The organism is uncultured Cloacibacillus sp. (assembly GCF_963926575.1).
GTDB classification, from domain to species: domain Bacteria; phylum Synergistota; class Synergistia; order Synergistales; family Synergistaceae; genus Caccocola; species Caccocola faecigallinarum.
On sequence record NZ_CAWUXW010000003.1, the window covers coordinates 844,435 to 867,644 of the forward strand.

Below are 23,210 nucleotides of genomic sequence, written 5' to 3' on the forward strand. Positions count from 1 at the left end.
CCCTCTTTCATTCGGTTTTTGATTCTCTCGCTACCATTTTTTCAAGAACGAACTGAAGCGACGTGACGTTGCGCCACGTGTCGAGCCGCGGCTTGTAGACCCAGCCGTCGAGCCAGCCGCAGCCGCCGCTGAACATGTCCGCGGCTCCGAACGCGAGCAGCGAGACGGGGCCGAGGGAGACCTTGACGTGCTTGCCGCCCTTGCCGAGCGGCGAGAGCGACATCTTGCCGTTGTACGGTGCGTAGAGCATCGGCGCGGGGTTGTCCATGCCGAAGGGGCCGAGCGCGGAGGCCTCCGTCCAGGTCTTCATGTCGAGGTTCGCGGGGTTCCAGAAGAGCAGCTCTTCCTTCTCTCCGACGACCTTGACTCCCGAGAGTATCTCCTCCATCTTCTCGCGCACGGTCTGCCAGTTCTCCATCTTGACGCTGAAGCCCGCCGCGAGGCGATGGCCGCCCCACGTGTTGAGAAGCGGCGCAAGCTGCTTGAGCACGCCGACCGCGTCTCCGCCTGCGGGCATACGCAGCGTGCCGCGCATTATGCTGCCGCCGACGGAGGCGGCGAGCGCGACGGGCGCGTTTCTGTCGCCGCAGATGCGGCTCGCGACGCTGCTGAGGACTCCGACAGACCAGTCGTCGCTCGTCAGCACATATCTGAATTTATCGTCGGCAAGCTTGTCGACCTGTTCGAGTATTTTTGTGGAAAGCTCGCGCCGCTTGCGGTTCAGCGCGATGAGCTTGCCGACCTTTCCCGCGAGGTCCTTGCCCGGGAAGAGCACTTCGACCGCGAGGTCGGCGAGGTAGAGGCGGCCCGCCGCGTTGAGGCACGGGATGACGCGCATTGCGAGATCCTCCGTGTCTATCGACGACGGCGATATTCCGAGCTGTTCCATCAGCAGGTTCAGTCCCGGACGCGCCTTCGAGCGTATGGAATTTATGCCCTCGCGAACGAGCGCGCGGTTCAGCGACGAAGAGAGCGAAACGCAGTCCGCTATCGTCGCGAGCGCGACGGCGTCGAGAAGCTTCATAAGCTGGCGGCGCGGCATGAGCTCGTTCTGCCATATCCAGCACCAGAGCACGGCCGTCGCGCAGAGGCGCTTCGCGGTGCTGTCGCCGCATATCTGCGGATTTACGAGAGTGTCGCTCTCCGCGCGTTTTCCTTCAACGAGGTGGTGGTCGAATATTACGACGGGGATGCCGTTCTTTTTGAGAATATCGACGGACTCGACGTCCTGCGTGCCGCAGTCGACGACGATGACGAGGTCGCATTTGCGCTTCGCAATGACCTGCGCGACGTCCTTGTGCAGGCCGTAGCCCTGATTGAAGCGGTGCGGGATGAAGTAGCGCACGTGTGCGCCCTTCGAGAGTGCGAGCTCCATCGCTATCGCGGTCGCAGATATGCCGTCCACGTCGTAATCGCCGTAGACGACGACGTCAGACGACGGCCCGAGGCCGCGCACCAGAGCCGCGGCGTTCGCGTTGTCGGCGCCCAGGTCGAGCTTTTCGAGAAGCCTCGGCAGATAGGGCGAAAGCCAGTTCTCCACCTCTTTAGGCATAACGTCGGCCGTCAGGCCGCGCATCTCAAGCAGAGACGCCTGAAAGGGAGAGCAGTTGAACCTTGCCGCTATCTGCGCCGATACTTCCGTCTGCGTGTGTATGTTGAGAGAATCCTTGGCGCAGCGAACTACCAATGACTATTCCGCCGTTTCCGTGCGTTGTTCGCCGCTCTTCTGCTCTGCCGCTTCGGCGGCCTGCTGTTTCACCGTAACGGAGTCGAGTATAGCTTTCTTCTCCTGCTCGAGCGCGGCTATCTTGTCGTCCTTTTCCTTGAGCTGCTTCTTAAGCTTCGAGCGCACCTCAAAGACCGAGAAGAGCGAGAAGAACCACATGACCGCGGCTCCCGTCGAGAAGAGCACGACCTCCCACACGCCCTGCGGGAGCGTCCACTGCCAGAAGACGAACTTTACTGTGACGTCGCCTATATTCTGAAAGGCGAATAGAGCGGAAAGGAACATGGTAAGCACAATCGCGAGCACGTAACTTTTCAACGAAAATCCCTCCTGCGGCGCGGGCCGCGAAATCCGCCCTGCGCCCCATCTTCATATACAGCACATATAATACCATAAATAGTATTAATGTATGAAGCAAGAAAAGCTCGATAAATTCAAGGTTTTTCAACATCTAAGGACTGCGAAAACCCGCTAGGAATTGCCGAATAAGTAACAAATTAGTAACACTCTTTATATTCGTATTGTAACATCTCTGCGAAATATATCCATTGTGTAATCAAGATTTAGACCTTGCCAAAGGTGTTCCGGGTCTCCAGACAAAAAAAATCTCTCCCACAAGCGGCTGCGGGAGAGATTTTCTGTATATGCGGAGAAGCTTTAGTACTTCGGCGAACGCAGGTACCAGATGACAAGCAGTCCGCCCGCGATGCATATCGAACTGTACGTACCGGCGACGATGCCGATTAGGAAGGCGAAGGCGAAGTTGCTGATTACCTCGCCGCCCCAGATGTACATCGCGATGATCGGAAGCAGCGTCGTGAGCGAGGTGTTGATGGTGCGCGAGAGCGTCTGGTTGATTGACCTGTTCACGAGTTTGTCAATTCCGAGCGAGCGAGCGTCGGACCAGTTTTCCCTGACGCGGTCGAGGACGACTATCGAGTCGTTCAGCGAGTAGCCCGCGATGGTGAGGATGGCCGCGATGAAGGTTACGGAAATTTCCTTTCCTGTAAGGCTGTACGCTCCGAGCATTATTATTACGTCGTGCATCAGCGCCGCGACGGCGACCGCGCCGAAGCGGAAGCGGAAGCGGTATGCCATGTAAATCAGTATCGCGGCGAGCGCGAGGGAGAGCGACCAGACGGCCTGCATGCGCAGCTCTCCGCCAACGACGGGTCCTATCTTGTCGATGCGGAGCACCTTATACGGTCCGATGTCGGAGGTGAGCACCGCGAGCACGGCCTTGCGCACCTCGTCGTCCTGCGCCTGGAAGCGCAGCAGTATCGCCTTTTCGTCGAAGGCCTGTATCGTCGCGCTGCCGTGGCCTATCTTAGCGAGCGCCGCGCGCACGTCGCCGACGTCTACCGGCTTTTCGAACTCAACCTGAAGGACGAGGCCGCCCGTGAAGTCGACGCCGAAATTGAGCCCCTTCGTCGCAAGCAGCGCAATAGAGGCCGCGATGAGGACGACGCTTATGCTTATAAGAATTTTCCTGTACTGGATGAACGGGATGTTCGTCTTTGTGGGATCAAAGAATGTCATCGTCCGCGCCTCCTATATAGTCTGTTTCCTGCGCGCAGAGAGCGCTATGCCGAGAAGCGTGCGCGTCACGACGACGTTGCAGAAGACCGACGCAACGATGCCTATGCTCAGCGTGACGGCGAAGCCGCGAATCGGTCCGCTTCCGAAGTAGAAGAGTATCGCCGCGGCGATGAGCGTCGTGATGTTCGAGTCGAGGATGACGACGAGCGCCTTACGGAATCCGGCGTCGAGAGCCGCCATCGTCGTCTTGCCGGCGCGAAGCTCTTCCTTCATTCGTTCGTATATCAGTATGTTGCCGTCGACCGCCATGCCTATCGTCAGCACCATACCTCCGATGCCGGGCAGCGTCAGCGTCGAGTGCAGCGCTATCATCATCGCGACGACGATGAGCATAGCGGCGCAGAGCGCTATGTCGGCGGCGATTCCGAGGAAGCCGTAGTAGACCAGCATGAAGACGACGACGAGAGCCGCGCCGATGAGGCCGGACTTGACGCCGTCGCGCACGGAGTCGGCTCCGAGCGACGGCCCTACGGACCTGTTCTCAAGTATTTCGACGGAGACGGGCAAAGCGCCCGCGCGCAGCATGATGGCGAGCCTATTGGCCTCTTCGGTCGTGAAGGAGCCAGTTATCTGCGCCTCGCCGCCGGATATGCGCTGCTGGACGACGGGGGCCGATATGACCGTTCCGTCGAGCACTATCGCTATCTGCTTGTTGATGTTGGCGGCCGTAGCCTCGTCGAAGAGCTTCGCGCCTTCCGCGTTGAAGGTGAGCGATACCGCCGCCTTGCCGAACTGGTCGAAGGTCGTCTCCGCCTTCGTCAGATCGCCGCCGCTGACGTACTGCTTGCCGAGCAGGTATGCGCCGCCCTCTTCGCTGTTGGCGACAGCCATCTCGGGATTGTCCTTGACGGCTTCCTTCATCTGCTCTATGTAAAGGCCGACTTCGTCTTTCGCTCTCTGCCAACGCTCCTGCGCGGCCTTGAACTGTTCGTCGTTGTCGTAGTTCGAGCGGATGGGTTCGAGCGGTATTCTCGGGGACTCTCCGAGCACCTGGCGGAACTGGAGAACGGCGGTGCGCCCTATAAGGTCGAGCGCAGCCTCCGGGTCGTCGACGCCGGGAAGGCCGATCGCCACGCGGTCGTCGCCTTCGCGCTGTATTATCGGTTCAACTATTCCGTACTGGTCTATTCTCGAACGCAGGACGACGAGAAGCCTGTCTATGCTGTCCGGGGTAAGCGGGCTCTCGGGCGTTCCCTTAGCCTGCAGCACGATATGCACGCCGCCGCTGAGGTCGAGCCCCAGACGCATTTTCCCCTTTATCGGGAAGGCCACCACGGCGGCTATGACGATGACGGCGACGACGACTATCAGCCGCCATTTGTCTCTTTTCAGCATCTATATGCGCCTCCTCACAAAGAAAACGGAGTGGACTACAATAAAGCCGTCCTCTCCGTAAAATGTCAAAACTTTCTTTCGGACGTTAGTCTTTATGACCTCGTCTTATTTTTCGAAACCGGCGCCTACCTGCGGGCGGGGCTTCTCTTCGGCGGGAGCCTCTTCTGCCGGCTGGGGCTCGGCCTCAGCGGGCTTCTCCTCTGCGGGAGCTTCCGCGGGCTGCGCCTCGGTCTCAGCCGGGAGCTCTTCCTCGGGCTTCGTCTCCTGCGCCTGCTGCTCGTTCTTCTTGCCCTTCTTTTTCTTGGGCTGCTGCGGCGCGGTGCTGCCTTCGCCCTTCTTCATCGAGATGGAACTCTTGAGGATGCGGGCCTTGACGCCTTCGTCAAGCTCGATCAGATAGCTGTCGTCGAGAATCTCGCGAACGATGCCGAAAAATCCGCCTGCCGTGATGACCGTATCGCCCTTGCTGATGCTGGCGAGCATCTCGTCATGCGCCTTCTGCTTCTTCTTCTGCGGCCTGATGATCATGAAATAGAAGATCGCCGCGAACATCGCGAGGGGTAACATCATCCCCATTAATCCGCCCTGCTGCTCCAAAGAAAACTCCTCCTTACAAATTGTTCGATTCGCCTATATGCGTAACACCGGCTATTTTAGCATGAGATTGACAGTTCTGACTATTCGTTTTGCCTCAAATGGAGCTATTTTTCGCGCTCTTTGAGGAAGAAGAGCAGCTTTTCAAGCTCTACGAATATGTCCACACGGTAGAAAAGTATCCTGTCCGGCACGACGACGGTAGCCGGAGTGAAGGCAAGGATGCCCTTGAGCGTCGGCGACGCGGCGGCCTTGTCGACGCAGGACTGCGCCGCAGCCGCAGGTACGGCGAGGATCAGCACCTCGATATTGCGTTCCTCCATCACCTTCGCGATGTCGTCGACGTGGAAGCAGTCGACGCCCATCAGCTTTTTGCCGACCTTCTCCGGGTCTACATCAAAGAGCGCCTCGACGCTGAACTTATAGCTCTGGAAGGCGGCGTGGCCCATGAGCGCGGTGCCGAGGTTTCCGACTCCGGCAAGCGCCACGTGCCAGACGCGCGGCGACGCGAGTATGTTTTCTATATGAGCGCAGAGGCGGTTGACATGATATCCTACGCCGCGCTTGCCTATCTCGCCGAAGTACGAGAGGTCTTTTCTGACCTGGCTCGCCTTTATGCCGAGCATCTCACCCATCTGGAGCGAAGAGACGACCTTGCGGCCCTCTTCCTTCATCATTATAAGCAGACGGTAATATTGTATGAGCCTTTCTACCGTCGGTTCCGCTACCTTCATAACGAACGCTCGTCCTCCTTCGTCCGGCGGCTCCGCGATGCGCGTGCCGCCATGTTTCGCCAAAGCTTTTATTGATGGATCACCAGGGCTTTTCGTCCTGGCTGACCTGTTTTTCTTCTATAACGGAATAGGCCGAAGCGCCTCGCTTGAGCGCCGCTTCATCGGCGTTTTCAATCTTGACGCTCAGCACGCGGCGAGGATAGGCGACCTCTACGGTGTCTCCGCCGCGCACCTCTGAGGACGGCTTGCACTGCCGCCCGTTGAGCCGGACGGCTCCTATCTCCGCCATTTCCTGCGCCACGGTCCGGCGCTTCACAAGGCGCGAAAGCTTTAAGAATTTGTCCAGCCTCAAACCGTCCACCTCCGCAATGTAAAAAAGTATAATGCTTATCAACTTTAAGCGCAATAAAATGTAATCCGCAAAAACAAAGAAACACCCGGCTGTGCCGGGTGTAGTTATACTATTCGAGGAAATCCTTCAGCTTTTTGCTGCGGCTCGGGTGGCGCAGCTTGCGCAGCGCCTTCGCCTCTATCTGCCTTATGCGTTCCCTCGTTACGCCGAAGCGGCGCCCCACCTCTTCGAGAGTATGGGCGTGGCCGTCCTCGAGGCCGAAGCGCAGGCGCAGCACCTCGCGCTCCCTGTCGGTGAGGTCGTCGAGCATCTCGTCAAGCTGCTCGCGGAGTATCTGGCTCGCCGCCGCCTCTTCGGGGCTCGGCAGGTCCTTGTCTTCGAGGAAGTCTCCGAGCTGGCTGTCCTCTTCCTCTCCGATAGGCGTTTCGAGCGAGACGGGCTCCTGCGCGATGCGCTGTATCTCCTCCACCCTGTCGGATGGGATTTCCATGCCGGCCGCAATTTCTTCGGCTGTCGGTTCGCGTCCGAGCTTCTGCACGAGCTGGCGCGAGACGCGGATAAGCTTGTTGATGGTCTCGACCATGTGGACCGGGATGCGTATCGTGCGTGCCTGGTCCGCAATGGCGCGCGTTATGGCCTGACGGATCCACCACGTAGCGTAGGTGCTGAACTTGTATCCCTTGTGGTAGTCAAACTTCTCCACCGCGCGGATGAGCCCGAGGTTGCCCTCCTGTATCAGGTCGAGGAAGAGCATCCCGCGTCCGATGTATTTTTTCGCTATGCTGACGACGAGGCGAAGGTTGGCCTCTACGAGGGCGTCCTTGCACGACGCGTCGCCCGCCTCTACGCCCTTCGCAAGCTTGACTTCGTCCTCCGAGGTCAGAAGCGGAATCTTGCCTATCTCGCGCAGGTACATGCGCACGGGGTCGGAAAGCGGCAGGTCTTCGAGGTCGCCCATATCGTCCGCGCCGGAGGAGGCGAGGACCGTCTCGCCCTCCGAGGGGTCTACCTTCGTCTTCGGCTCGTCGATGACGTCGACGCCGAGCTCCATGAGGTTCATGTATATGTTGTCGAGGATGTCCGCCGTCAGGAAATCCTTCGGCATTTTCTTTTCTATATCCTCGTAGGTGACGAAGCCCTTTTCGCGCCCTTCGTGGAGCAGGTCGCGCACGTTGTCTATGTACGCGCTGTAATCAGTCCCGTCCTGGTCGTCTCCAGACGCGCCGCCCGAATCTTCGTCCTCTTCGTCGTCGAGAGGCTCCATGACGTTGAGCAGGTCCGAGTCGTCTTCGACGGGGTCCAGCTTCTCCATCACCATCTCGTCGGGGTAGCCGCCGTCCGCGGGATCGCCCTCCTGCGGCGCTTCCGCGCCGCCCGCAGCGTCTGTGATAGGGGACTTTTCTTCCGGCATTGTTTCTTCTGTTTTCTTCTTCGTTTTCTTCATGCCTTTATGTTCCCTCCTTTTAGTAATCTTGTGTAATGCAGATATTCCATATATTCAGCCTCCGTGATGCTGCCGTCCTTTATCTTGGCGACAAGCGGAGCGATATTTCTCTTTATAAATTTGAGCCGAAGCTCGTCTATCAATTTGCGCGCGGTCTCCGCTGTTATTCCTTCCCTGGCGAGCAGTCCGTTGCCGCGCGCGATTATTTTCAGACCTTTTTCGTCGTTCATCTGCTGCCAGCGCCGTTCGAGCGCCTCCGGCTCGTCGCCCGACATCAGAGCGTATATTATCGCGCGCACCGATTCGTCCGACGTATAGAGCGCGACGCTCTTCATGTCGCAGGAGGAACGGATTTCCTCGTCGTTCCAGAGCAGGCTGCATATCATATATTCAATGTCGTCGCCGTAAGCCTCCGCCTCTTCATAATATGTTTCCGGCGCTTCGGCGGCGCTGTGCGGTTCGGCCTCCGCGCGGCGGGCCGTCTGAGTCTCCGCCTTTCTCTGCGAGTCTATGAGCGCTTTCAGCTCGTGCGGGAACAGGCCGAGCGTCTCGCTGATTTCGTCGATGTACGGCGAAACGTCGAATACCGAGAGCGACGCCAGCCCTTCAAACAAATCCTTACGCGCGGCAGGCGCGCGCAGCGGGTCTTTGAGAGCACCGCTCCGGAGACGCACGTGGTAAAGCGGCAGAGGCAGCGCGGATTCTATCGATTTTTCAAAGAGCTCGCGTCCGTCCGGCAGAAGAAGCAGCTCGTCCGGGTCTTTGCCGCCGCGCCACACTACGCGCTTCGCGGTCACGCCCTCGGCCTGAAGTATATACATGGCCCGGAGCGCGGCTTCTTCGCCCGCAGAATCAGAATCATAACACACATAGCACAGTCCCGTCATCCTTTTTATGAGAGAGGCCTGCACCGAAGTGAGCGCCGTGCCGAGAGAGGCGACTGTGTTCGTATATCCGCAGAGGTGCGCGCGTATCGCGTCCATGTAGCCCTCGACCAGTATCGCGCATTCCTTCGACGCGATCGCCGCCTTCGCCTTGTTCAGCAGGTAAAGGTTGTGTCTTTTGTTGAAGACGCGGCTCTCCGGGCTGTTGAGGTACTTCGCGCCGTCGCCGTCGAGTATGCGTCCTCCGAAGCCGACGACGCGCCCCGTCATGCTGTATATCGGGAACATCACCCTGCCGCGGAAGCGGTCGTAGCAGCCGCCGCTGCGTCCCGGCAGAGCGAGGCCGCCGTCGACGGCCTGTTCTTCGGATATTCCCCTGCGTATCAGGTATCGCGTGAGCGAGTCCCACGAGGTGGGCGCCCATCCGATTTCAAATCGCGCGGCGTCCGCAGGCGTTATCGAGCGGCGCGCGAGATATTTCCTGGCGGCTTCGCCCTCGGGCGCTTTCAGCGACTCCATGAAGAATTCTAGAGCCGCTTTGTTGGCGTCGGCGCTTCCGCGCGGCGCGCCGCTTCCCGGACGGCTCGACAGAGTTACGCCGGCCTTTTCCGCTAGGCGTTCGAGAGCTTCGCGGAACTCCAGGTGTTCTTTCTCCATCACAAACGAAAAAACGTCCCCGCCCTTGCCGCAGCCGAAGCAGTGAAAGGTCTGGCGCTCCGGAGAAACGGAGAACGACGGCGTCTTTTCATTATGAAAAGGACAGCACCCCCAATAGGTCTGCCCTTTCTTTTTGAGCTGGACGTATTCGGATATGACTTCAACGATGTCGAGCCTCGATTTTATTTCACGGACATCGTCCGACGCCATTGTCCAGCCTCCATTGCTCAGAAACAAGAAAATCAGAGGGAGAGCTTTACTCTCCCTCTAATTTTAATTATCACAGATTCCGCTTGTTTTGTGGCAAAAGCTACATCGCGAAGAGCGGAGCGAGGACAGTGGCGACGACGGACATGAGCTTGATGAGGATGTTGAGGCTCGGGCCCGCGGTGTCTTTGAAGGGGTCGCCTACTGTGTCGCCGACTACCGCGGCAGCGTGCGCAGGGGTGCCTTTGCCGCCGAAGTTGCCGCTTTCTATGTATTTTTTGCCGTTGTCCCACGCGCCGCCGGAGTTGGACATGAATATGGCCATCATGACTCCGGTGACTATGGAGCCGCCGAGGAGTCCGCCGAGCGCGGGGGCGCCGAGCGCAAGTCCGACGATGACGGGGACGAGGACGGCCATGAGGCCGGGGACTATCATTTCTCTGAGGGCCGCGGCTGTGGAGATGTCTACGCAGCGCTCGTATTCGGGACGGCCGGTGCCTTCCATTATGCCGGGGATTTCTCTGAACTGGCGGCGGACTTCTTCTATCATTTTCTCAGCTGCGCGGCTTACTGCCTGGATGGAGAGGGCGCTGAAGAGGAAGGGGAGGAGTCCTCCGATGAAGAGGCCTACCATGACTTTGGGGTCTTTGAGGTCTATGGTGGTGAGGTTGGTGGCTTCGGCGTAGGCGACGAAGAGGGCGAGGGCGGTGAGGGCCGCGGAGCCTATGGCGAGGCCTTTGCCGACGGCCGCGGTGGTGTTGCCTACGGCGTCGAGGTTGTCTGTGATGTTGCGTACTTCATGCGGCAGTTCGGCCATTTCGGCTATGCCGCCGGCGTTGTCGGCGATGGGGCCGTAGGCGTCTACGGAGAGGGCCATGCCGGTGATGGCGAGCATTCCGACTGCGGAGCAGGCTATGCCGTAGAGGCCGCCGAACTGGTAGCCGGCGAGGGTCGCTATGCAGACGAGGATTACGGGGATGGCTGTGGATTTCATTCCGACTCCGAGGCCGGCGAGGATGTTGGTGGCGGCTCCGGTTTCGGAGGCGGCGGCTATTTCTTTGACGCTGCCGTAGTCGCCGGAGGTGTAGTATTCTGTGGCGGCTCCTATGAGGAGGCCGCAGATTACTCCGGAGATGACCGCGAAGAAGAGGGTGAGGTCACCGAACATCCAGTTGGTGAGGAAGTAGGCGCCTATTATCATGAAGAGGCCGGTGGAGCCGAGGCCTATTCTGAGGGCTTTGGCGGGGTCTCCTCCTTCTTTGACTCTGACGAAGAAGGTGCCGAGTATGGAGGCTATTATGCCTATGGCGGAGAGGAGGAGCGGGTAGATGACTCCGCCCTGGTCCATGACGAGGGCTCCTATGGCCATTGCGGCTATTATGGAGTTGACGTAGGATTCAAAGAGGTCGGCTCCCATTCCCGCTATGTCTCCGACGTTGTCTCCGACGTTGTCGGCTATGACTGCGGGGTTGCGGGGGTCGTCTTCGGGGATTCCGGCTTCGACTTTGCCGACGAGGTCGGCTCCTACGTCGGCGGCTTTGGTGTATATGCCTCCGCCGACTCGGGCGAAGAGGGCTATGGAGCTGGCTCCGAAGCCGAAGGCTGTGACTATGTTGGCGTCGTTGAAGATGAAGTACATGACTACTACGCCGAGGAGGCCTACGCCTACGACTGTCATTCCCATGACGCTGCCGCCGGTGAAGGCTATTTTGAGCGCGTCGTTCATGCCGTGGGTTGCGGCGAAGGCGGTTTTACCGTTGGATTTGGTGGCGACTCTCATTCCGACGTAGCCGGTGAGGGCGCTGCATACGGCTCCGCAGACGAAGCAGACGGCGCTCTGCGGGTTTATTTTCCATGCGAGGAGCGCGCCGACTACGATTACGAATGGGACCAGGGCTTTGTATTCTCTGTAAAGGAAGGCCATGGCCCCTCCCTGGATGATTCCGGACAGCTCGGTCACTCGCGCGTGGTCTACCTTGAACGCGCCTATCTTGCCGGATGCCACCGCCGCGTATCCAAGCGCCAGCGCTCCGACTACTCCTGTTAACAACAGCATATTCATCGCTGAATTGCCCCCTTGAAGGATTTTAATAATGCTTTGGCTCTGTCATGAGCCGGTAACAAATTATATCGTTTGTGAAAGTATTTATCAACTGCGAAAAGGAAATCGCGCTGTGATATATTTGTGAAAGCAAACAAAAACGCTATTTTTTTACTTCGCCGTCTATATAGACGCGGACGCCCTCCGAGGTGTCGCGCCCGCCTTTCAGCGAGGCCAGCATTCCCAGCACGCTTCCGCGGACGAAATCGGCGATAAAGTCCTTCATGGGCAGCGGCCTGTCGCCTATATATATTTTTGTGCTGCGGTAGAAACCGCCGCGCACGGAAGCGGCCAGCCGCCGCGCCATCTCGGCTTCGCAGCCCGCGCCGAAGCGCGTTTTCCCGTCGCCCTCGGAATTGCGGTCGTAGGTCATGAATACGCCTACGACTTCCTCCGGGCGCGGCTCTCCGTTTTCCACCCATATTTTCGGAAGGTCGAGATATTTTCCGCCCTCGACGATGACGATCTCCGCGTCGGGGAAATATCGGGCAACTATATATTCCGGCGTAACTCCGACGGCCGGGCTTTCAATCCTCAGTCCGTCGCTCCCCCACAGCGCGGAGCTCACGCCGAGCCCGGCGGCGCGCCCCGTGTCGGCAGCGCGCGGGGATAGCGCTTCCTCCGCAGTCCTCTTGATGTAGCCCGTCCTCACGCCGAGGCGTCCGAGCTCCTCCAGAAGCTTCATGCAGAGCGTCGTCTTGCCGCTGTTCTTGAAACCGGAGACTGCGAATATCCGAATCATTTTTTATCGCCCTCGAGTATGGAATCCCAGTCAACGCGCTATCTCAGAGTGTGGTAAATGTCGAGCAGGAACATGGCGAGCGACAGGAGCAGCGGCCCGACGAAGACGCCGATGAAACCCCAGGCGTAAAGGCCGCCGAAGAGCCCGATGAATACGAGCAGCATATGTATCTTGCTGCCCTCGGAGATGAACATCGGCTTTATCACGTTGTCTATCGAGCTGACGACGAGCAGCCCCCAAAGCAGCAGAATGACGCAGTTCTTGATGTCGTTGGCAAGCAGCAGCGCGAACGAGCCAGGCAGCCAAATCGCTGGAGTTCCGACGAAAGGTATCATAGCCGTCATGAACATGCAGAAGCCGAAAAATACCGGATGCGGAAGGCCGACGAACCACCAGCCAGCGCCCGCCCAGTATCCCCTGCACTCCCGCCGTCATTATTATTCCGCAGACGACCGCGCGAAGCATGACGGCGGTCCGCTTTATAAAGCCGCGGCGCTCTTCCGACTTCAGCGGCAGAAGCTCGGAGATGTAGTTGATCATCTTCTCGCCGTCGCGCACAAGGAAGAACGACGTGATGGCTACGATGAGCATGAGGAAGAGTATCTTCAATATACTTTCGAAAATCTGGCTCGATATCGTGCGCAGGAAGCGCGTGACGAGCTGCGCGCCGTTCTTCACGATGGCATCGAGAATCGGGAGCTCCGTTATAAGGTCGAGCTCATGCACGAAGCTGCCGAAAATCGGGATATTCTTTATCATGAGTATGATGTCCTGGTAAGAACCGGAGATGAGGCCGCTCTCCATAATGTGGCGGCTTATCCGAATCCCCTCGCGCGTCACGAACATCGTGAGCAGGAGCAGCGGAATGGCGATAAATATCAGAATTACGCCCGTGCTGATGGCGGCGGCTACATTCCTGTACTTCTCGCCGAAAAGCCTGCGGTGCATAAATTTATAGAGCGGGTGCGCGAAGTACGAAAACAGAATCGACCATATAAGCGGTATCGCGAGCGGCTTGATGATGTACCACGAGACGACGACGAAGAAAAAGAGCAGAAGAACGAAGGGGACGACGCTCGAGCGTATCTTCTTTACCGCAAGCACATATCTTTTATCGGGCATCGAGAAGTTCCTCCACAGACAAGCGACGGACGCGGCGGCCCGTTACAGACTTTTATATACGTCTAAAATGCTAACAGCCATTCGGTTTATAGTCAAATAATTTATGCCGCCGCGAAGATAGAGGATAAGAAAAAATCCCCGGCCTGAGCCGGGGATCTGTTTTCTGTTGGAGGCGGCACCCAGACTCGAACTGGGGATGAAGGATTTGCAGTCCTCTGCCTTACCACTTGGCTATGCCGCCGTAACGCTGGAAAGTATAGCAAGCATGTCCCAATGTGTCAAGAAAATGTTAACGGCGCGTCGTTTCGGCGATAAGCCTTTTATGATATTTTTAGCATAGCATGATAATGATATAATAAATTCGTTGACTTTGACAAAAAATTAAACAACAGCCCTTTGCAGGGACGAGGGGGAATTTCACGATGAATTATCCGCAGATGGAGACCAGCGTTTATGTGAGAAGGCACAAGCCCGACGGCAGCATGATGGTCGTGCCGTGCGTCATGTCGCTGCTGTCGCCCGACGACTTCGAGGACGCGGTGCGCCTCCACGACGAGGTCGCGCACGGGCTGAGCATGGATATTTTTGTGCCGAGCGCGCCGGACGAGATACAAAGATACCTCGGCGGCGAGGGGCTGTCCGTCGGGATAAAGCACGAGGGACGGCTTATATGCCTGCGGACGGCGATAACCGGAGCGGAATGGGCGCGTTATACGGCGGAGAGCATGGGGCTGCCGCCGGAGGAGGCGGAGCGCGCCGCGTGCACCGGCTTCTGCGTCGTGGATAAGGAGTTCCGCGGCAACAACGTGCAGTTCCTGAGCCAGTATTACGCGGAGAACATCATAGCCGAGAGCTGCGACAAGATACTTACGACTGTGTCGCCATACAATATCTTCAGTTTGCAGAACGTGCTCGACTGCAATTACCGCATCGTCGCGCTGAAGGAGATTTACGGCGGGCACATCAGATACGTGCTCAAGAAGGAGTTCCGCCCGAAGTTCCCGCTTTGGACGCACTGGCACATGCAGCTTCCGATACGCGACTTCGACCGCCAGCGCAAAGCGCTCGCGGCTGGGGCCGTGGGCTATAAGCTCGTGCGCAAGCCGAGCGGGATGCACGTGCTTTACGCCGGGGCCGGGAGCTCGCCCTGCGCCGCGCGCGACATGCTGATAAATTAATAATAAACGCATCTGCGGCGGGCGCGCCCGCGTCCGCCGTTTTTCCCTGCCGGCTTCGTCCGCCGCGCGCCGCCTCGCTATAGGCAATAATACGTAAATCTCCCGCTTTGGGGCCGTTTTAGGCCCTTATCACAGGATTTTCATTCTTTATAACATTGTAATCCCAATCACGAAGTCATAGAATATCGCGCGTGCTGAAAAAGGCACAAAAATCATCCTTATAGGAGGTCATTTATGATGACAGGCATACCGCTTATTATTATGTTTGTAGTAGCAGTCGTCGCAATGATCGTAGCGATTTCGAAGTTCAAGATTCATCCGTTCCTCTCGATTATGGCGGTCTCGCTCTTCTTCGCGTTCGTCGCGGGCGTCCCGCTCAAGGAGATTCCGGGGACCATCGGCTCCGGCTTCTCCGGGACCTTCACGAGCATAGGCATCGTCATAATCCTCGGCGCCCTGACGGGCATCCTGCTCGAAAAGACGGGCGCGGCGCTCAAGATGGCGGACGTCGTCGTCAAGCTCGTCGGCAAGAAGAACCCCGACCTCGCGATCCTCATCATGGGCTGGATAGTTTCTATCCCCGTCTTCTGTGACAGCGGCTTCGTCATCCTGAACCCGATCAGAAAGGCGCTCGTCAAGCGCACGCAGGTTTCGAGCGTCGCCATGACGGTCGCGCTCTCGATGGGCCTTTACATCTCGCACTGCTTCATACCGCCGACGCCCGGACCGATAGCCGCGGCGAACCTTCTAGGCATAGGCAACGAGATGCTGCTCGTCATAGGCCTCGGAATGCTGCTCTCGATTCCTCCGCTTATCGCGGGATATATCTTCGCGAGATATATCGGTAAGCGCGTCAAGTCGAAGGACGAGCTCGCGGAGGCCTCCGGCGAGCCGGTCAAGACCTACGAAGAGCTGCTCAAGGAGTACGGCCAGCTTCCTGGCGCGGTCATGTCCTTCGCGCCGATCGTCGTCCCGATTCTCCTCATGGGCATCGCCTCGGCCTTCTCGATGGCTAAGATGGACGTTCCCCTCATCGCCTTCCTCGGCACGCCTATCATAGCGCTCGCGGTCGCCGTCATCCTCGGCGTCATACTTCTCGCGCAGGCGGGCAAGATGTCCGAGTTCTACAACATGACGAACGAGACGCTCATGGTCGTCGGTCCGATACTCTTCGTAACGGCGGCGGGCGGCGTCCTCGGCAAGGTCATCAGCGTTTCCGGCATGGTGCAGTTCATCACGGAGCACTCGAACGTGCTTGAGACGGTCGGAATTTTCTTCCCGTTCCTTCTCGCCGCGATACTCAAGACGGCTCAGGGCTCGTCCACGGTTGCGCTCACGACGACCGCGGGTATGCTCGCCCCCGTGCTTCCGGCCCTCGGCCTCGACACTCCGGTGCTCTCCGCCCTCTGCGTAATCGCGATAGGCGCGGGCGCGATGACCGTATCGCACGCGAACGACTCTTACTTCTGGGTCGTCACGAACTTCGGAGAGATGAAGGTCGAGGACGGCTACAGGACGCAGACGATGGGCACGCTCGTAATAGGGCTCGCCTCGATGGTCGGCGTGCTGGTCGCCTACATGTTCCTTGCGTAATCTGAAATCCATGACAAGAGCTTAGAAGAAAGGCCCTCGCCGCGCGGCGGGGGCCTTTTCGTATATTCGGCGGCGGCGCGCTATTTCGAGAGCCAGCGCGAAGCCCATCCGCTCATTTCAAGTATTGGGAATATTATGCGCGATATGCGACGCCCGGAAAGCCCGACGAGCGCGCCGGCCGCGACGGCCGCCCCTATGCTTTCGAGCGGGTGTTCGCGCACGGCGTCCGCGACGCTGAGCTTGTCCATCGCGGCGGCGAAGTTCCGCTTCGCCTCGGCTACGGTGGGCTTAGCCGGCATTGGCGTCGTCTCCTTCGCTTCGCGGCGCGGGCGCGGAGCCGCGTTCCTTCGCAAGCCCTTTGGAAAGCGCGTACAGCCCCGGCGCGGCGAGCAGCGCGGCGGCAAGCAGCGCTGCCGCGGGACGGCCGAGCCTCGGCGCGACGGCGGCGTAGAATGCGAAGCCGCCTGCAAGCGCCGCGGCGAAGAGCAGAAGCCCGCCGAAGAAAAGCAGAAGCACGCGCTTCGCCATAATCTCGGTCTGCGCGCGCAGCTCGCGCCCCTCGGCCTCAACGAGCTCGAAGAAGCTCAGGACGGCGTTCGTAATCCTGTTCACGGAATCCTCCAGCCTTTAGTCTTTCCCGCGCTCGAAGAGCTTCGCGGCTATAAGGCCAGCGCCGAAGGCTATCGCGAGCGACGCTCCGGGGTTTTCCCGCACCTTCTCCGCGCAGCGGCGCAGCAGCTCGTCTCCGCCGCTGCGGTATTTTTCGAGATACGGCTTCAGCTCTTCGAAGAGCCGCTCCGCGCGCTCCTCTATCGCCGCGTTTATCTGTTTTTCAGAGTTTCCGGCCGCGCCGGCTGCGGCGAGCTTCGCTTCGAGCTCGCGTATCCTCGCCTCAAGCGTCTCTATCTGTTCCGCGCCTTCGCGCGGCGTCGATTCTTCGTTCATCGTCGATGCCTCCCTGCGCGCGGCGTCATGCGCCGCCTGACATTATTCTAACATCTGCGGGCGCGCCTTTCGCGCCTGCGGTAAAATAACGGCGGAGAAGATTTTTCAATCGGAGGTGCAGGCTGTGAAGGAAGGCTACAAAGAGATAACGATGCTGCAGCAAAGGGAGATAGAGGCGCGCGTGCTCGCGCCGCTGATTCGCGCATTCTGCCGCGAGTTCGGCGAGGAGCGGGCGCTTGAGACCGCGCGGCGCGCGATACGGGAGACGGCCCGCGAGTCGGGCCGCGCAGTCTCCGCCGCTCACGGCGGCGGGCTTGAGTCTCTGAAGAAAAACTGCGTCGAAAAGTTCAACGAGGGCGGCGCGCTGACCGTGACGCCGCGGCGCGACGACGAGGAATGCTGCGCCTTCGACGTGACGCGCTGCAAATTCGCGGAGCTTTACAAAGAACTCGGCTGCGCGGACTTGGGCGCGGTGCTGTCGTGCGAACGCGACGCGGCGTTCCTCGATGGCTTCGACGAAAGCCTCGAGCTCGTCCGCAGCGAAACGCTGATGGAGGGCGGAACGCGCTGCGACTTCTGCTACAGGAAGCGCGGCTAGTAATAATCCGGTAAGGACAGAAAACGCGGGCGGCCCGCAATGAGGCCGCCCGCGTTTATTTTTGCCGTTTCTTAGATTTTTACGTTTCTACTCTCCGTCGCCCGAGGAGATGAAGAGCGTCTGCCCGCCGCGCGAGACGAGGAAGCCGAAGTTCTTCGTCTTTTCGTTCACCATGCGCTCCCAGTCGGCTATGCCGTTTATCTTCTGGCGGTTAATTTCGAGTATCACGTCGCCAGCGCGAAGTCCGGTGCGCTGTCCGCGCGAGCCGCGCTCGACCGATACGACCACTACGCCCTCGCTCTCGGTCAGGCCGTGCGCCTCGCTGAACTCGGGGCTGTTCGGCACGACCGTTATGCCCATGCGCTTCGATTCAGCGGGGGTCTGCTGCTGGCCTCCGCCCTGCTTCGGCTTGCCGCTGAAGGACTTGACTTCGCTGACGTCGCCGAGCGTCACGTCGAGGCTCATCTTCTTGCCGTCGCGGTAGATTTCGAACTTCACCTTGTCGCCCGCGAGCTTGTTGCGCACCGCGTAGACGACGTCCTCGCTCGTCTTGACGTCCTTATCGCCTATTTTGACGATGACGTCTCCGCGCCGGAGGCCGAACTTATCGGCAGGCGAGCCGGGCTGTATGTCGGCTATTATCGAGCCTTCCTTGACCGGTATCTTGTAGGCTTCGACGAGCGGGGCCGTCAGCGGCTGCACCGTCGCGCCGAGCCAGCCGCGGCGCACTTCGCCGTGCTTGATGAGGTCGTCCATGACCTGCTTCGCCATGTCGATTGGGATGGCAAAGCCGATGCCCTGCGCGTAGGGGATTATGGCCGTGTTGATGCCGATGACGCTGCCGTTCATGTCGATGAGCGGCCCGCCGCTGTTGCCGGGGTTGATCGCCGCGTCGGTCTGGAGGAAGCCCTGGAAGTTGACTCCGGGAGCCTGGAGCGTCCTGTTCTTAGCGGAGACTATGCCCGCCGTCACGGTGCTGCCGAAGCCGTAGGGGTTGCCTATCGCGACGACCTGTTCGCCGACTTCGGTCGCGTCGGAATCGCCGAGCGGAAGGAACGGAAGGTCCTTAGCCTCTATCTGTATCACGGCGAGGTCGAAGGTCGGGTCCTGCCCTATCTTCTTCGCGTCGAAGGTACGGCCGTCGAGCATCGTCACGCGGATTTTTTCAGCGTCCTCGACGACATGATTGTTGGTAAGGATGTAGCCGTCCTTGCTGACGATGAAGCCAGAGCCCTTGCCGCGGCGCGGCACCTTCCTCGGCTGCTGCGGTCCGAAGAACTCCTCGCCGAAGAATTCGTCGAAGAACGGATGGCCCTGGAAGGGGTTCATGATGGGCTGCTGCGTCACCATGCTCTCGACGTCGATGTTGACGACCGCCGGGGAGCTTCTCTTTACTATCGATACGAGCGGGTTCTTGACGTCGCCCGCCGCAGGCAGAGAGGCGACCGCCTCGCCCGCCGGATTTGTTTCCTTAACGACGCCGGATTCGCTGAGCGTATACCTAGTCGCTATATACGAGCCGGCCGTGCCGCCCGCGAAAAGGATCAGCGCCGCCAAGGCCGCCGTCGTGATTTTTTTGAATTTTTCCAAACTGAGACACCTCCAAAAATTTCTCTGTATTCATTCGCCCTGCATGTTGGATATAATAGCATAAGGTCAACAAAAGTCAATAAAAACTATAGAGGTTTGTTTGTAAAATCTCAGTCCCGCGCGCGCAGCCGCTTCGCGGTCCGCATAAGCCACGCCGCCCCGACGATTATCCCCGCCGTCCAGACGTAACGGTTGACGTTCATGAGGCCGTCGGCGTAGAGCTGGCGCTGCGGGTCGGCGAGCAGACGGTAAAGCCCGTAAAGAATTAGGACGAAGGGGAAAAGCACGCCGCCGCGTCTGCGTTTATCCTCCGGCAACAAAGCCGAAAGGACGGCGAGGAAGAGCGCGATGCAGAGCGCCGCGAACGACTCTAGCGGCTGCGAGGGAAAGCGCCAGAAATTTGCGGGGTCTGTCGGAAAATGCAGCCAGAAGCGCGGCGCAGCGCCGAAGGCCGCGCCAACGCCCGAGCAGCAGCCCTCGAGCAGACAGCCTACGCGCCCGACCGCGAGCATGACGGCGAGCGGAATCGACACGGCGTCGGCGAAGGCGTCCGCGCTCGCGCCGAGCTTCCTCAGCCGCCAGAGCCCCGCGAGGCCGCCGGCGAGAAGCCCGCCCGCGGAGTAAAGGCCGCGGAACACCTCGGCGAAGGCTATCCTCCCGTCCAAATAAAGCGGCAGCCGCTCCATTATCCCCGGGACGAAGGAGCCGAGTATCCCGGCGCAGTAGACCCATACGAGCACGGACGAGACGTCGGACTCGCTCATGCCGTAGAGCCGCTCCGCCCTGCGCCGCGTCCAGACGACGAGCAAAAAAAGAGCGAAGGCCCACAGCGCGTAATAGCTGCGGACCTCCGCGTTGAAAATCTCAAAGAGCACAGGACGCATACGCGCCTCGCCCGTTTAGTTGAACCTGCTGCTGCGGCGCTGCGGCCTGCGTCCTCCGCGGTCGCGTTCGCGGCGCTGCCCGCCCACCGGGCAGACGAGGACGCGGCGCAGAGGCTCTTCGCCTATCGAGCGCGTCTCGATCTCTTTGTCGTCGCGGAGCGCTATGTGTATCAGGCGGCGCTCCCAGCTCGACATCGGCTCGAGGCTCACGGGCGAGCCCTTGCGCTTCGCCTCGCGCGCTATAGACTCCGCGAGGCGCTTGAGCGTCTGCTCGCGGCGCGCGCGGTAGCCGCCGCAGTCGAAGCGCACGCGGCGCGTCGACATGTCGTCGTGGCAGACGAGGTTCGTGATATATTCAAGAGCCTTCAGCGTCTCGCCGTAGCGCCCGATTACGACCCCCGCATCCTCGCCGACGAGGTTGATGATGCCGTCGTCGGTAAGCTCGGGAATGAGGTCGAGATCCATCTTGTCAAGCATCTCGTTGACGAAATGGCAGGATTTTATGTAGGAGACCGGCGCAAAGGGCGCTATCTCGACTTTATAGGTCGAGCCGAGAAGCCCGAAAAGCTTCTTGTCCTCGGAAATTACCGTAGCGTCTATGTCGTCGGGCTGAATTCCCCATATCTCCGCGCCCTTGGCCTTCGCCTCGTCGACGGAGGAACACTCCACAACGCGGCTCTCTATCTCAGGCATCGGCATAAGCTCCGTATCGGAAGTATTTCTCATAGCCTATTCCTCGTCGTCCTCATCGTCATCGCCGTCGTTCTGCTTGCTGACTGGCTTGTTCTTGTGCAGGGTCGGCTTAATCGCGAGCTGCTCCTTCGTCTTCTTCATGACGAAGTACTGCTGCGCGATGCCTATCAGCGAGGAGAGGCCCCAGTAGAGCATGACGCCGCCGGGCATCGAAAGGCATATGAAAGCCATGAAGACCGGCATAATCGTGTTCATCATCGCAAGCTGAGGATTGTTGCCCGCGCCCGAAAGCTTCTGCTGCGCCCACGTCAGCACGGAAATCGAGATAAGCAGCACGAGGTTTCCGATGTAGAGCCCCGCGTTCGCAAGTCCCGCGGGATTCGCGAAAATTCCGCTGAGCACGGCGAAGATGCTGTAGATGCCGTCAGGCCCCGGCGCGACGCCGACAGCCTGGCCGAGGCCGGCCGTCGCGGACGAGCCGAGCAGCACGCCCATGAATGTCGTGTCGGCGAAGTCGTAAGAGTTGAGGACGTTGAAGAGAAGAATTAGTATCGGAAGCTGTACTAAGATGGGAAGGCATCCCGCGGCGGGATTCACCTTATATTCTTTGTAGAGACGCATCGTCTCCTGGTTCATTTTTTCTCTGTCGTTGCCGTACTTTTCCTGGATGACCTTCAGCATCGGCTGGATCTTCTGCATGTGCTGCATACTCACCATCTGCTTCTGGTTGAGCGGATAAAGCGCGACTCTCACAATGAGCGTGAGAATGATGATCGCCAAACCGTACGAATTGGTTATACCGTACAAGAACTCAAGAAACGAAAGAAGGAGCTGGCTCGCTCCGTCCCAAATACCCAAGACCTTCACCTATCCTTTCGAAGTCCGCTCCCGCAGCTTCAGGAGCTTTCCGAGCCATTTCCGCGCAGCTATCTCGCCGCGCTCCGGCACAGGGTCGAAGCCGCCCTCGTGCCACGGGCCGCACTTAAGCAGCCTCGATGCGGCGAGATACGACCCTATGACAGGGCCGTATATTTTCAAAGCTTCGGCGGCGTACTCCGAGCAGCTCGGATAAAAACGGCATTTGCCGCCTCCGAGCAGCGGCGAGACGGCCGCCTGATAAAAGCGGACGGCGAACAGCAGAACCAGAGCAAACGCACGACCTATCAGCCGCGTTTTGAATCTACGCCCCAATCCGCGCCGGGCCAGTCCTTCGTGAGAAGCCCGCGGCGCTTCATGCACGCGGCGAGGTCGTAATAGACGTCGCGCGCGTTGGCCTCGAGGCCGTTCTCGCGCAGCGACGCGACGAACCAGACGCCGTCCTTGACCCACGGAAGCAGACGGCGCGCCGCCTCTCGAAGAACGCGCCTCCCGCGCACGCGCTGCGCTCCGCAGGCTATCTTCTTACCCACGGCGACGCCTGCCTGCGCAGGGCCCTCCGCCTTCGTTACATACAACAACCGCACCAGCGCCCCTGAATCGCGACGTCCGGTGCGGAAAACAAAATCAAACTGCCAGCCTTTTTTAAGACGCCCGGCAGATGAAAACCCAAAATCCACCAGAACTAGACGGCGAGGCGCGCCCTGCCCTTACGGCGGCGGTTCCTAAGAATACGGCGGCCGCTCGGCGTCGCGGAGCGCTCCAGGAAGCCCATCGCGCGCTTCCTTCTCAGATTGTGCGGCTGAAACGTTCTTTTCACAGACAACACCTCCTGCGTGATTGCTTCATTCTAAAAAAGTCAAATTCTTTTCAGAATTATCATTGCACGGTTATTCCCCAAACAACCTGATAAATATAGCATAGAGCCGCCGTTACGGCAAGGAAACGCATTAAATTTCCCGAGAAAAATTTTGAAGTATTGCGCAAGGGCCATAGTTTATGGTAAGATTTCCGTTGTCTTTGTGAAGGAGGTGACGGCATTGCCAAACAAGAAATCAGCTAAAAAACGAGTCCTGGTCACTGAGAGAAACCGCATCTACAACCGTTTCTGGAAGACCCGCTGCAAGAACGCGGTGAAGAAACTCCTCGAAGCGGTGGAAAGCAAGGATCTTGAACTTGCGACGAAGAGGCTGAACGAGGCTCAGAGCGTACTGGACAAGGCGGTAGTAAAGGGCGTCGTCCACCGTAACACAGCCGCGCGCCGCAAGGCGAGCATCACGGCGAAAGTCAAAGCCCTCTCGGCCTAGGCTTCACATCGAATCATTCATAAAAAATCGGAGGCTTGCGAAAGCCTCC

26 protein-coding genes, 1 tRNA gene and 1 pseudogene are annotated in these 23,210 nt (G+C 59.1%); 5 read left to right on the forward strand and 23 right to left on the reverse strand.

The features are described 5' to 3' along the window. Nucleotides 1–7: 7 nt before the first annotated feature. From ABGT66_RS09130 to ABGT66_RS09185, 12 genes and pseudogenes are all read right to left on the reverse strand, one after another. Entirely contained in the window at nucleotides 8–1,687 is a 1,680-nt protein-coding gene (locus ABGT66_RS09130; RefSeq protein ID WP_346690294.1) for a DHH family phosphoesterase, read from the reverse strand. A gap of 3 nt (nucleotides 1,688–1,690) precedes the next feature. Then, entirely contained in the window at nucleotides 1,691–2,044 is a 354-nt protein-coding gene (locus ABGT66_RS09135; protein WP_346690296.1) for a LapA family protein, read from the reverse strand. A gap of 339 nt (nucleotides 2,045–2,383) precedes the next feature. Beyond that, the gene (gene secF / locus ABGT66_RS09140; RefSeq protein WP_294195342.1) at nucleotides 2,384–3,265 is read right to left on the reverse strand and encodes a protein translocase subunit SecF; all 882 of its coding nucleotides are present in this window, start codon (nucleotides 3,263–3,265) and stop codon (nucleotides 2,384–2,386) included. Nucleotides 3,266–3,277: 12 nt separating this feature from the next. After that, on the reverse strand, nucleotides 3,278–4,660 hold the full coding sequence (gene secD / locus ABGT66_RS09145) for a protein translocase subunit SecD (protein WP_300264253.1): 1,383 nt from the start codon (nucleotides 4,658–4,660) through the stop codon (nucleotides 3,278–3,280). Between the two features lie 105 nt (nucleotides 4,661–4,765). Beyond that, the gene (yajC, locus tag ABGT66_RS09150) at nucleotides 4,766–5,257 is read right to left on the reverse strand and encodes a preprotein translocase subunit YajC (RefSeq protein WP_346690299.1); all 492 of its coding nucleotides are present in this window, start codon (nucleotides 5,255–5,257) and stop codon (nucleotides 4,766–4,768) included. Between the two features lie 104 nt (nucleotides 5,258–5,361). Further along, complete coding sequence (locus tag ABGT66_RS09155; RefSeq protein WP_294195294.1) at nucleotides 5,362–5,988, reverse strand: redox-sensing transcriptional repressor Rex; 627 nt, start codon at nucleotides 5,986–5,988, stop codon at nucleotides 5,362–5,364. 79 nt (nucleotides 5,989–6,067) lie between these two features. Beyond that, the gene (locus tag ABGT66_RS09160) at nucleotides 6,068–6,340 is read right to left on the reverse strand and encodes an RNA-binding S4 domain-containing protein (RefSeq protein WP_346690300.1); all 273 of its coding nucleotides are present in this window, start codon (nucleotides 6,338–6,340) and stop codon (nucleotides 6,068–6,070) included. A gap of 109 nt (nucleotides 6,341–6,449) precedes the next feature. After that, nucleotides 6,450–7,784, reverse strand: a complete 1,335-nt coding sequence (gene rpoD / locus ABGT66_RS09165) for an RNA polymerase sigma factor RpoD (protein WP_294195300.1) — start codon at nucleotides 7,782–7,784, stop codon at nucleotides 6,450–6,452. Beyond that, a complete protein-coding gene (gene dnaG / locus ABGT66_RS09170) occupies nucleotides 7,781–9,535 on the reverse strand; it encodes a DNA primase (RefSeq protein ID WP_346690303.1) in 1,755 nt (584 codons plus the stop codon). Before dnaG ends, rpoD begins: the two co-directional genes overlap by 4 nt. Before the next feature lie 100 nt (nucleotides 9,536–9,635). Next, a complete protein-coding gene (locus ABGT66_RS09175; protein ID WP_346690305.1) occupies nucleotides 9,636–11,594 on the reverse strand; it encodes a sodium-translocating pyrophosphatase in 1,959 nt (652 codons plus the stop codon). A 142-nt stretch (nucleotides 11,595–11,736) separates the two neighbouring features. Further along, nucleotides 11,737–12,375 (reverse strand): molybdopterin-guanine dinucleotide biosynthesis protein MobB, encoded by a 639-nt coding sequence (locus ABGT66_RS09180; protein WP_346690307.1) that lies wholly within the window; start codon nucleotides 12,373–12,375, stop codon nucleotides 11,737–11,739. 38 nt (nucleotides 12,376–12,413) lie between these two features. Next, a pseudogene (locus ABGT66_RS09185) lies at nucleotides 12,414–12,731 on the reverse strand (AI-2E family transporter); the annotation flags it as partial. On the opposite strand from ABGT66_RS09185, the gene ABGT66_RS09190 reads away from it, so the two are divergent. After that, nucleotides 12,718–13,563 (forward strand): hypothetical protein, encoded by an 846-nt coding sequence (locus ABGT66_RS09190; RefSeq protein WP_346690309.1) that lies wholly within the window; start codon nucleotides 12,718–12,720, stop codon nucleotides 13,561–13,563. The pseudogene ABGT66_RS09185 and the gene ABGT66_RS09190 sit on opposite strands and share 14 nt — an antisense overlap. A 101-nt stretch (nucleotides 13,564–13,664) precedes the next feature. Here the strand turns inward: ABGT66_RS09190 and ABGT66_RS09195 are convergent. Continuing rightward, nucleotides 13,665–13,738: transfer RNA gene (locus ABGT66_RS09195), tRNA-Cys, on the reverse strand. 196 nt (nucleotides 13,739–13,934) lie between these two features. Between ABGT66_RS09195 and ABGT66_RS09200 the strand changes: the two genes are divergently transcribed. Together ABGT66_RS09200 and ABGT66_RS09205 are read left to right on the forward strand one after the other, a co-directional pair. After that, on the forward strand, nucleotides 13,935–14,675 hold the full coding sequence (locus tag ABGT66_RS09200; RefSeq protein ID WP_346690310.1) for a hypothetical protein: 741 nt from the start codon (nucleotides 13,935–13,937) through the stop codon (nucleotides 14,673–14,675). Between the two features lie 234 nt (nucleotides 14,676–14,909). Then, nucleotides 14,910–16,268: a GntP family permease gene (locus ABGT66_RS09205; RefSeq protein ID WP_294195237.1), complete on the forward strand. Its 1,359-nt coding sequence runs from the start codon at nucleotides 14,910–14,912 to the stop codon at nucleotides 16,266–16,268. An 80-nt stretch (nucleotides 16,269–16,348) separates the two neighbouring features. On the opposite strand, the gene ABGT66_RS09210 is transcribed toward ABGT66_RS09205, so the two are convergent. Genes ABGT66_RS09210 through ABGT66_RS09220 form a run of 3 tightly spaced genes read right to left on the reverse strand, consistent with a single transcriptional unit; the run spans nucleotide 16,349 to nucleotide 17,213 of the window. Beyond that, a complete protein-coding gene (locus tag ABGT66_RS09210) occupies nucleotides 16,349–16,567 on the reverse strand; it encodes a hypothetical protein (protein WP_346690312.1) in 219 nt (72 codons plus the stop codon). Next, nucleotides 16,557–16,880 (reverse strand): hypothetical protein, encoded by a 324-nt coding sequence (locus ABGT66_RS09215; protein WP_300264809.1) that lies wholly within the window; start codon nucleotides 16,878–16,880, stop codon nucleotides 16,557–16,559. Before ABGT66_RS09215 ends, ABGT66_RS09210 begins: the two co-directional genes overlap by 11 nt. Before the next feature lie 15 nt (nucleotides 16,881–16,895). Then, on the reverse strand, nucleotides 16,896–17,213 hold the full coding sequence (locus tag ABGT66_RS09220) for a hypothetical protein (protein ID WP_346690314.1): 318 nt from the start codon (nucleotides 17,211–17,213) through the stop codon (nucleotides 16,896–16,898). A gap of 124 nt (nucleotides 17,214–17,337) precedes the next feature. Between ABGT66_RS09220 and ABGT66_RS09225 the strand changes: the two genes are divergently transcribed. Further along, the gene (locus ABGT66_RS09225; RefSeq protein WP_346690316.1) at nucleotides 17,338–17,811 is read left to right on the forward strand and encodes an L-2-amino-thiazoline-4-carboxylic acid hydrolase; all 474 of its coding nucleotides are present in this window, start codon (nucleotides 17,338–17,340) and stop codon (nucleotides 17,809–17,811) included. A gap of 87 nt (nucleotides 17,812–17,898) precedes the next feature. Here ABGT66_RS09225 and ABGT66_RS09230 read toward each other — a convergent pair whose 3' ends face one another. The 7 genes from ABGT66_RS09230 to rpmH form a co-directional block, all read right to left on the reverse strand. After that, nucleotides 17,899–19,401: a Do family serine endopeptidase gene (locus ABGT66_RS09230; protein ID WP_346690317.1), complete on the reverse strand. Its 1,503-nt coding sequence runs from the start codon at nucleotides 19,399–19,401 to the stop codon at nucleotides 17,899–17,901. 110 nt (nucleotides 19,402–19,511) lie between these two features. Then, a complete protein-coding gene (locus ABGT66_RS09235) occupies nucleotides 19,512–20,276 on the reverse strand; it encodes a prolipoprotein diacylglyceryl transferase family protein (RefSeq protein ID WP_346690318.1) in 765 nt (254 codons plus the stop codon). 24 nt (nucleotides 20,277–20,300) lie between these two features. Further along, the gene (jag, locus tag ABGT66_RS09240; RefSeq protein ID WP_294194172.1) at nucleotides 20,301–21,011 is read right to left on the reverse strand and encodes an RNA-binding cell elongation regulator Jag/EloR; all 711 of its coding nucleotides are present in this window, start codon (nucleotides 21,009–21,011) and stop codon (nucleotides 20,301–20,303) included. Between the two features lie 3 nt (nucleotides 21,012–21,014). Further along, a complete protein-coding gene (locus ABGT66_RS09245) occupies nucleotides 21,015–21,758 on the reverse strand; it encodes a YidC/Oxa1 family membrane protein insertase (protein ID WP_294194170.1) in 744 nt (247 codons plus the stop codon). An 87-nt stretch (nucleotides 21,759–21,845) separates the two neighbouring features. Next, nucleotides 21,846–22,169 carry a membrane protein insertion efficiency factor YidD gene (yidD, locus tag ABGT66_RS09250; protein ID WP_346690321.1) on the reverse strand — a complete coding sequence of 108 codons (324 nt, stop codon included), beginning with the start codon at nucleotides 22,167–22,169 and terminating at the stop codon, nucleotides 21,846–21,848. Continuing rightward, nucleotides 22,142–22,534, reverse strand: coding sequence for a ribonuclease P protein component (locus ABGT66_RS09255; RefSeq protein ID WP_303148618.1), 393 nt, complete (start codon nucleotides 22,532–22,534; stop codon nucleotides 22,142–22,144). Before ABGT66_RS09255 ends, yidD begins: the two co-directional genes overlap by 28 nt. Nucleotides 22,535–22,539: 5 nt before the next feature. Further along, complete coding sequence (rpmH, locus tag ABGT66_RS09260; protein WP_087366572.1) at nucleotides 22,540–22,674, reverse strand: 50S ribosomal protein L34; 135 nt, start codon at nucleotides 22,672–22,674, stop codon at nucleotides 22,540–22,542. Between the two features lie 220 nt (nucleotides 22,675–22,894). Between rpmH and rpsT the strand changes: the two genes are divergently transcribed. Continuing rightward, the gene (rpsT, locus tag ABGT66_RS09265) at nucleotides 22,895–23,161 is read left to right on the forward strand and encodes a 30S ribosomal protein S20 (protein WP_294194160.1); all 267 of its coding nucleotides are present in this window, start codon (nucleotides 22,895–22,897) and stop codon (nucleotides 23,159–23,161) included. Nucleotides 23,162–23,210 lie beyond the last annotated feature (49 nt).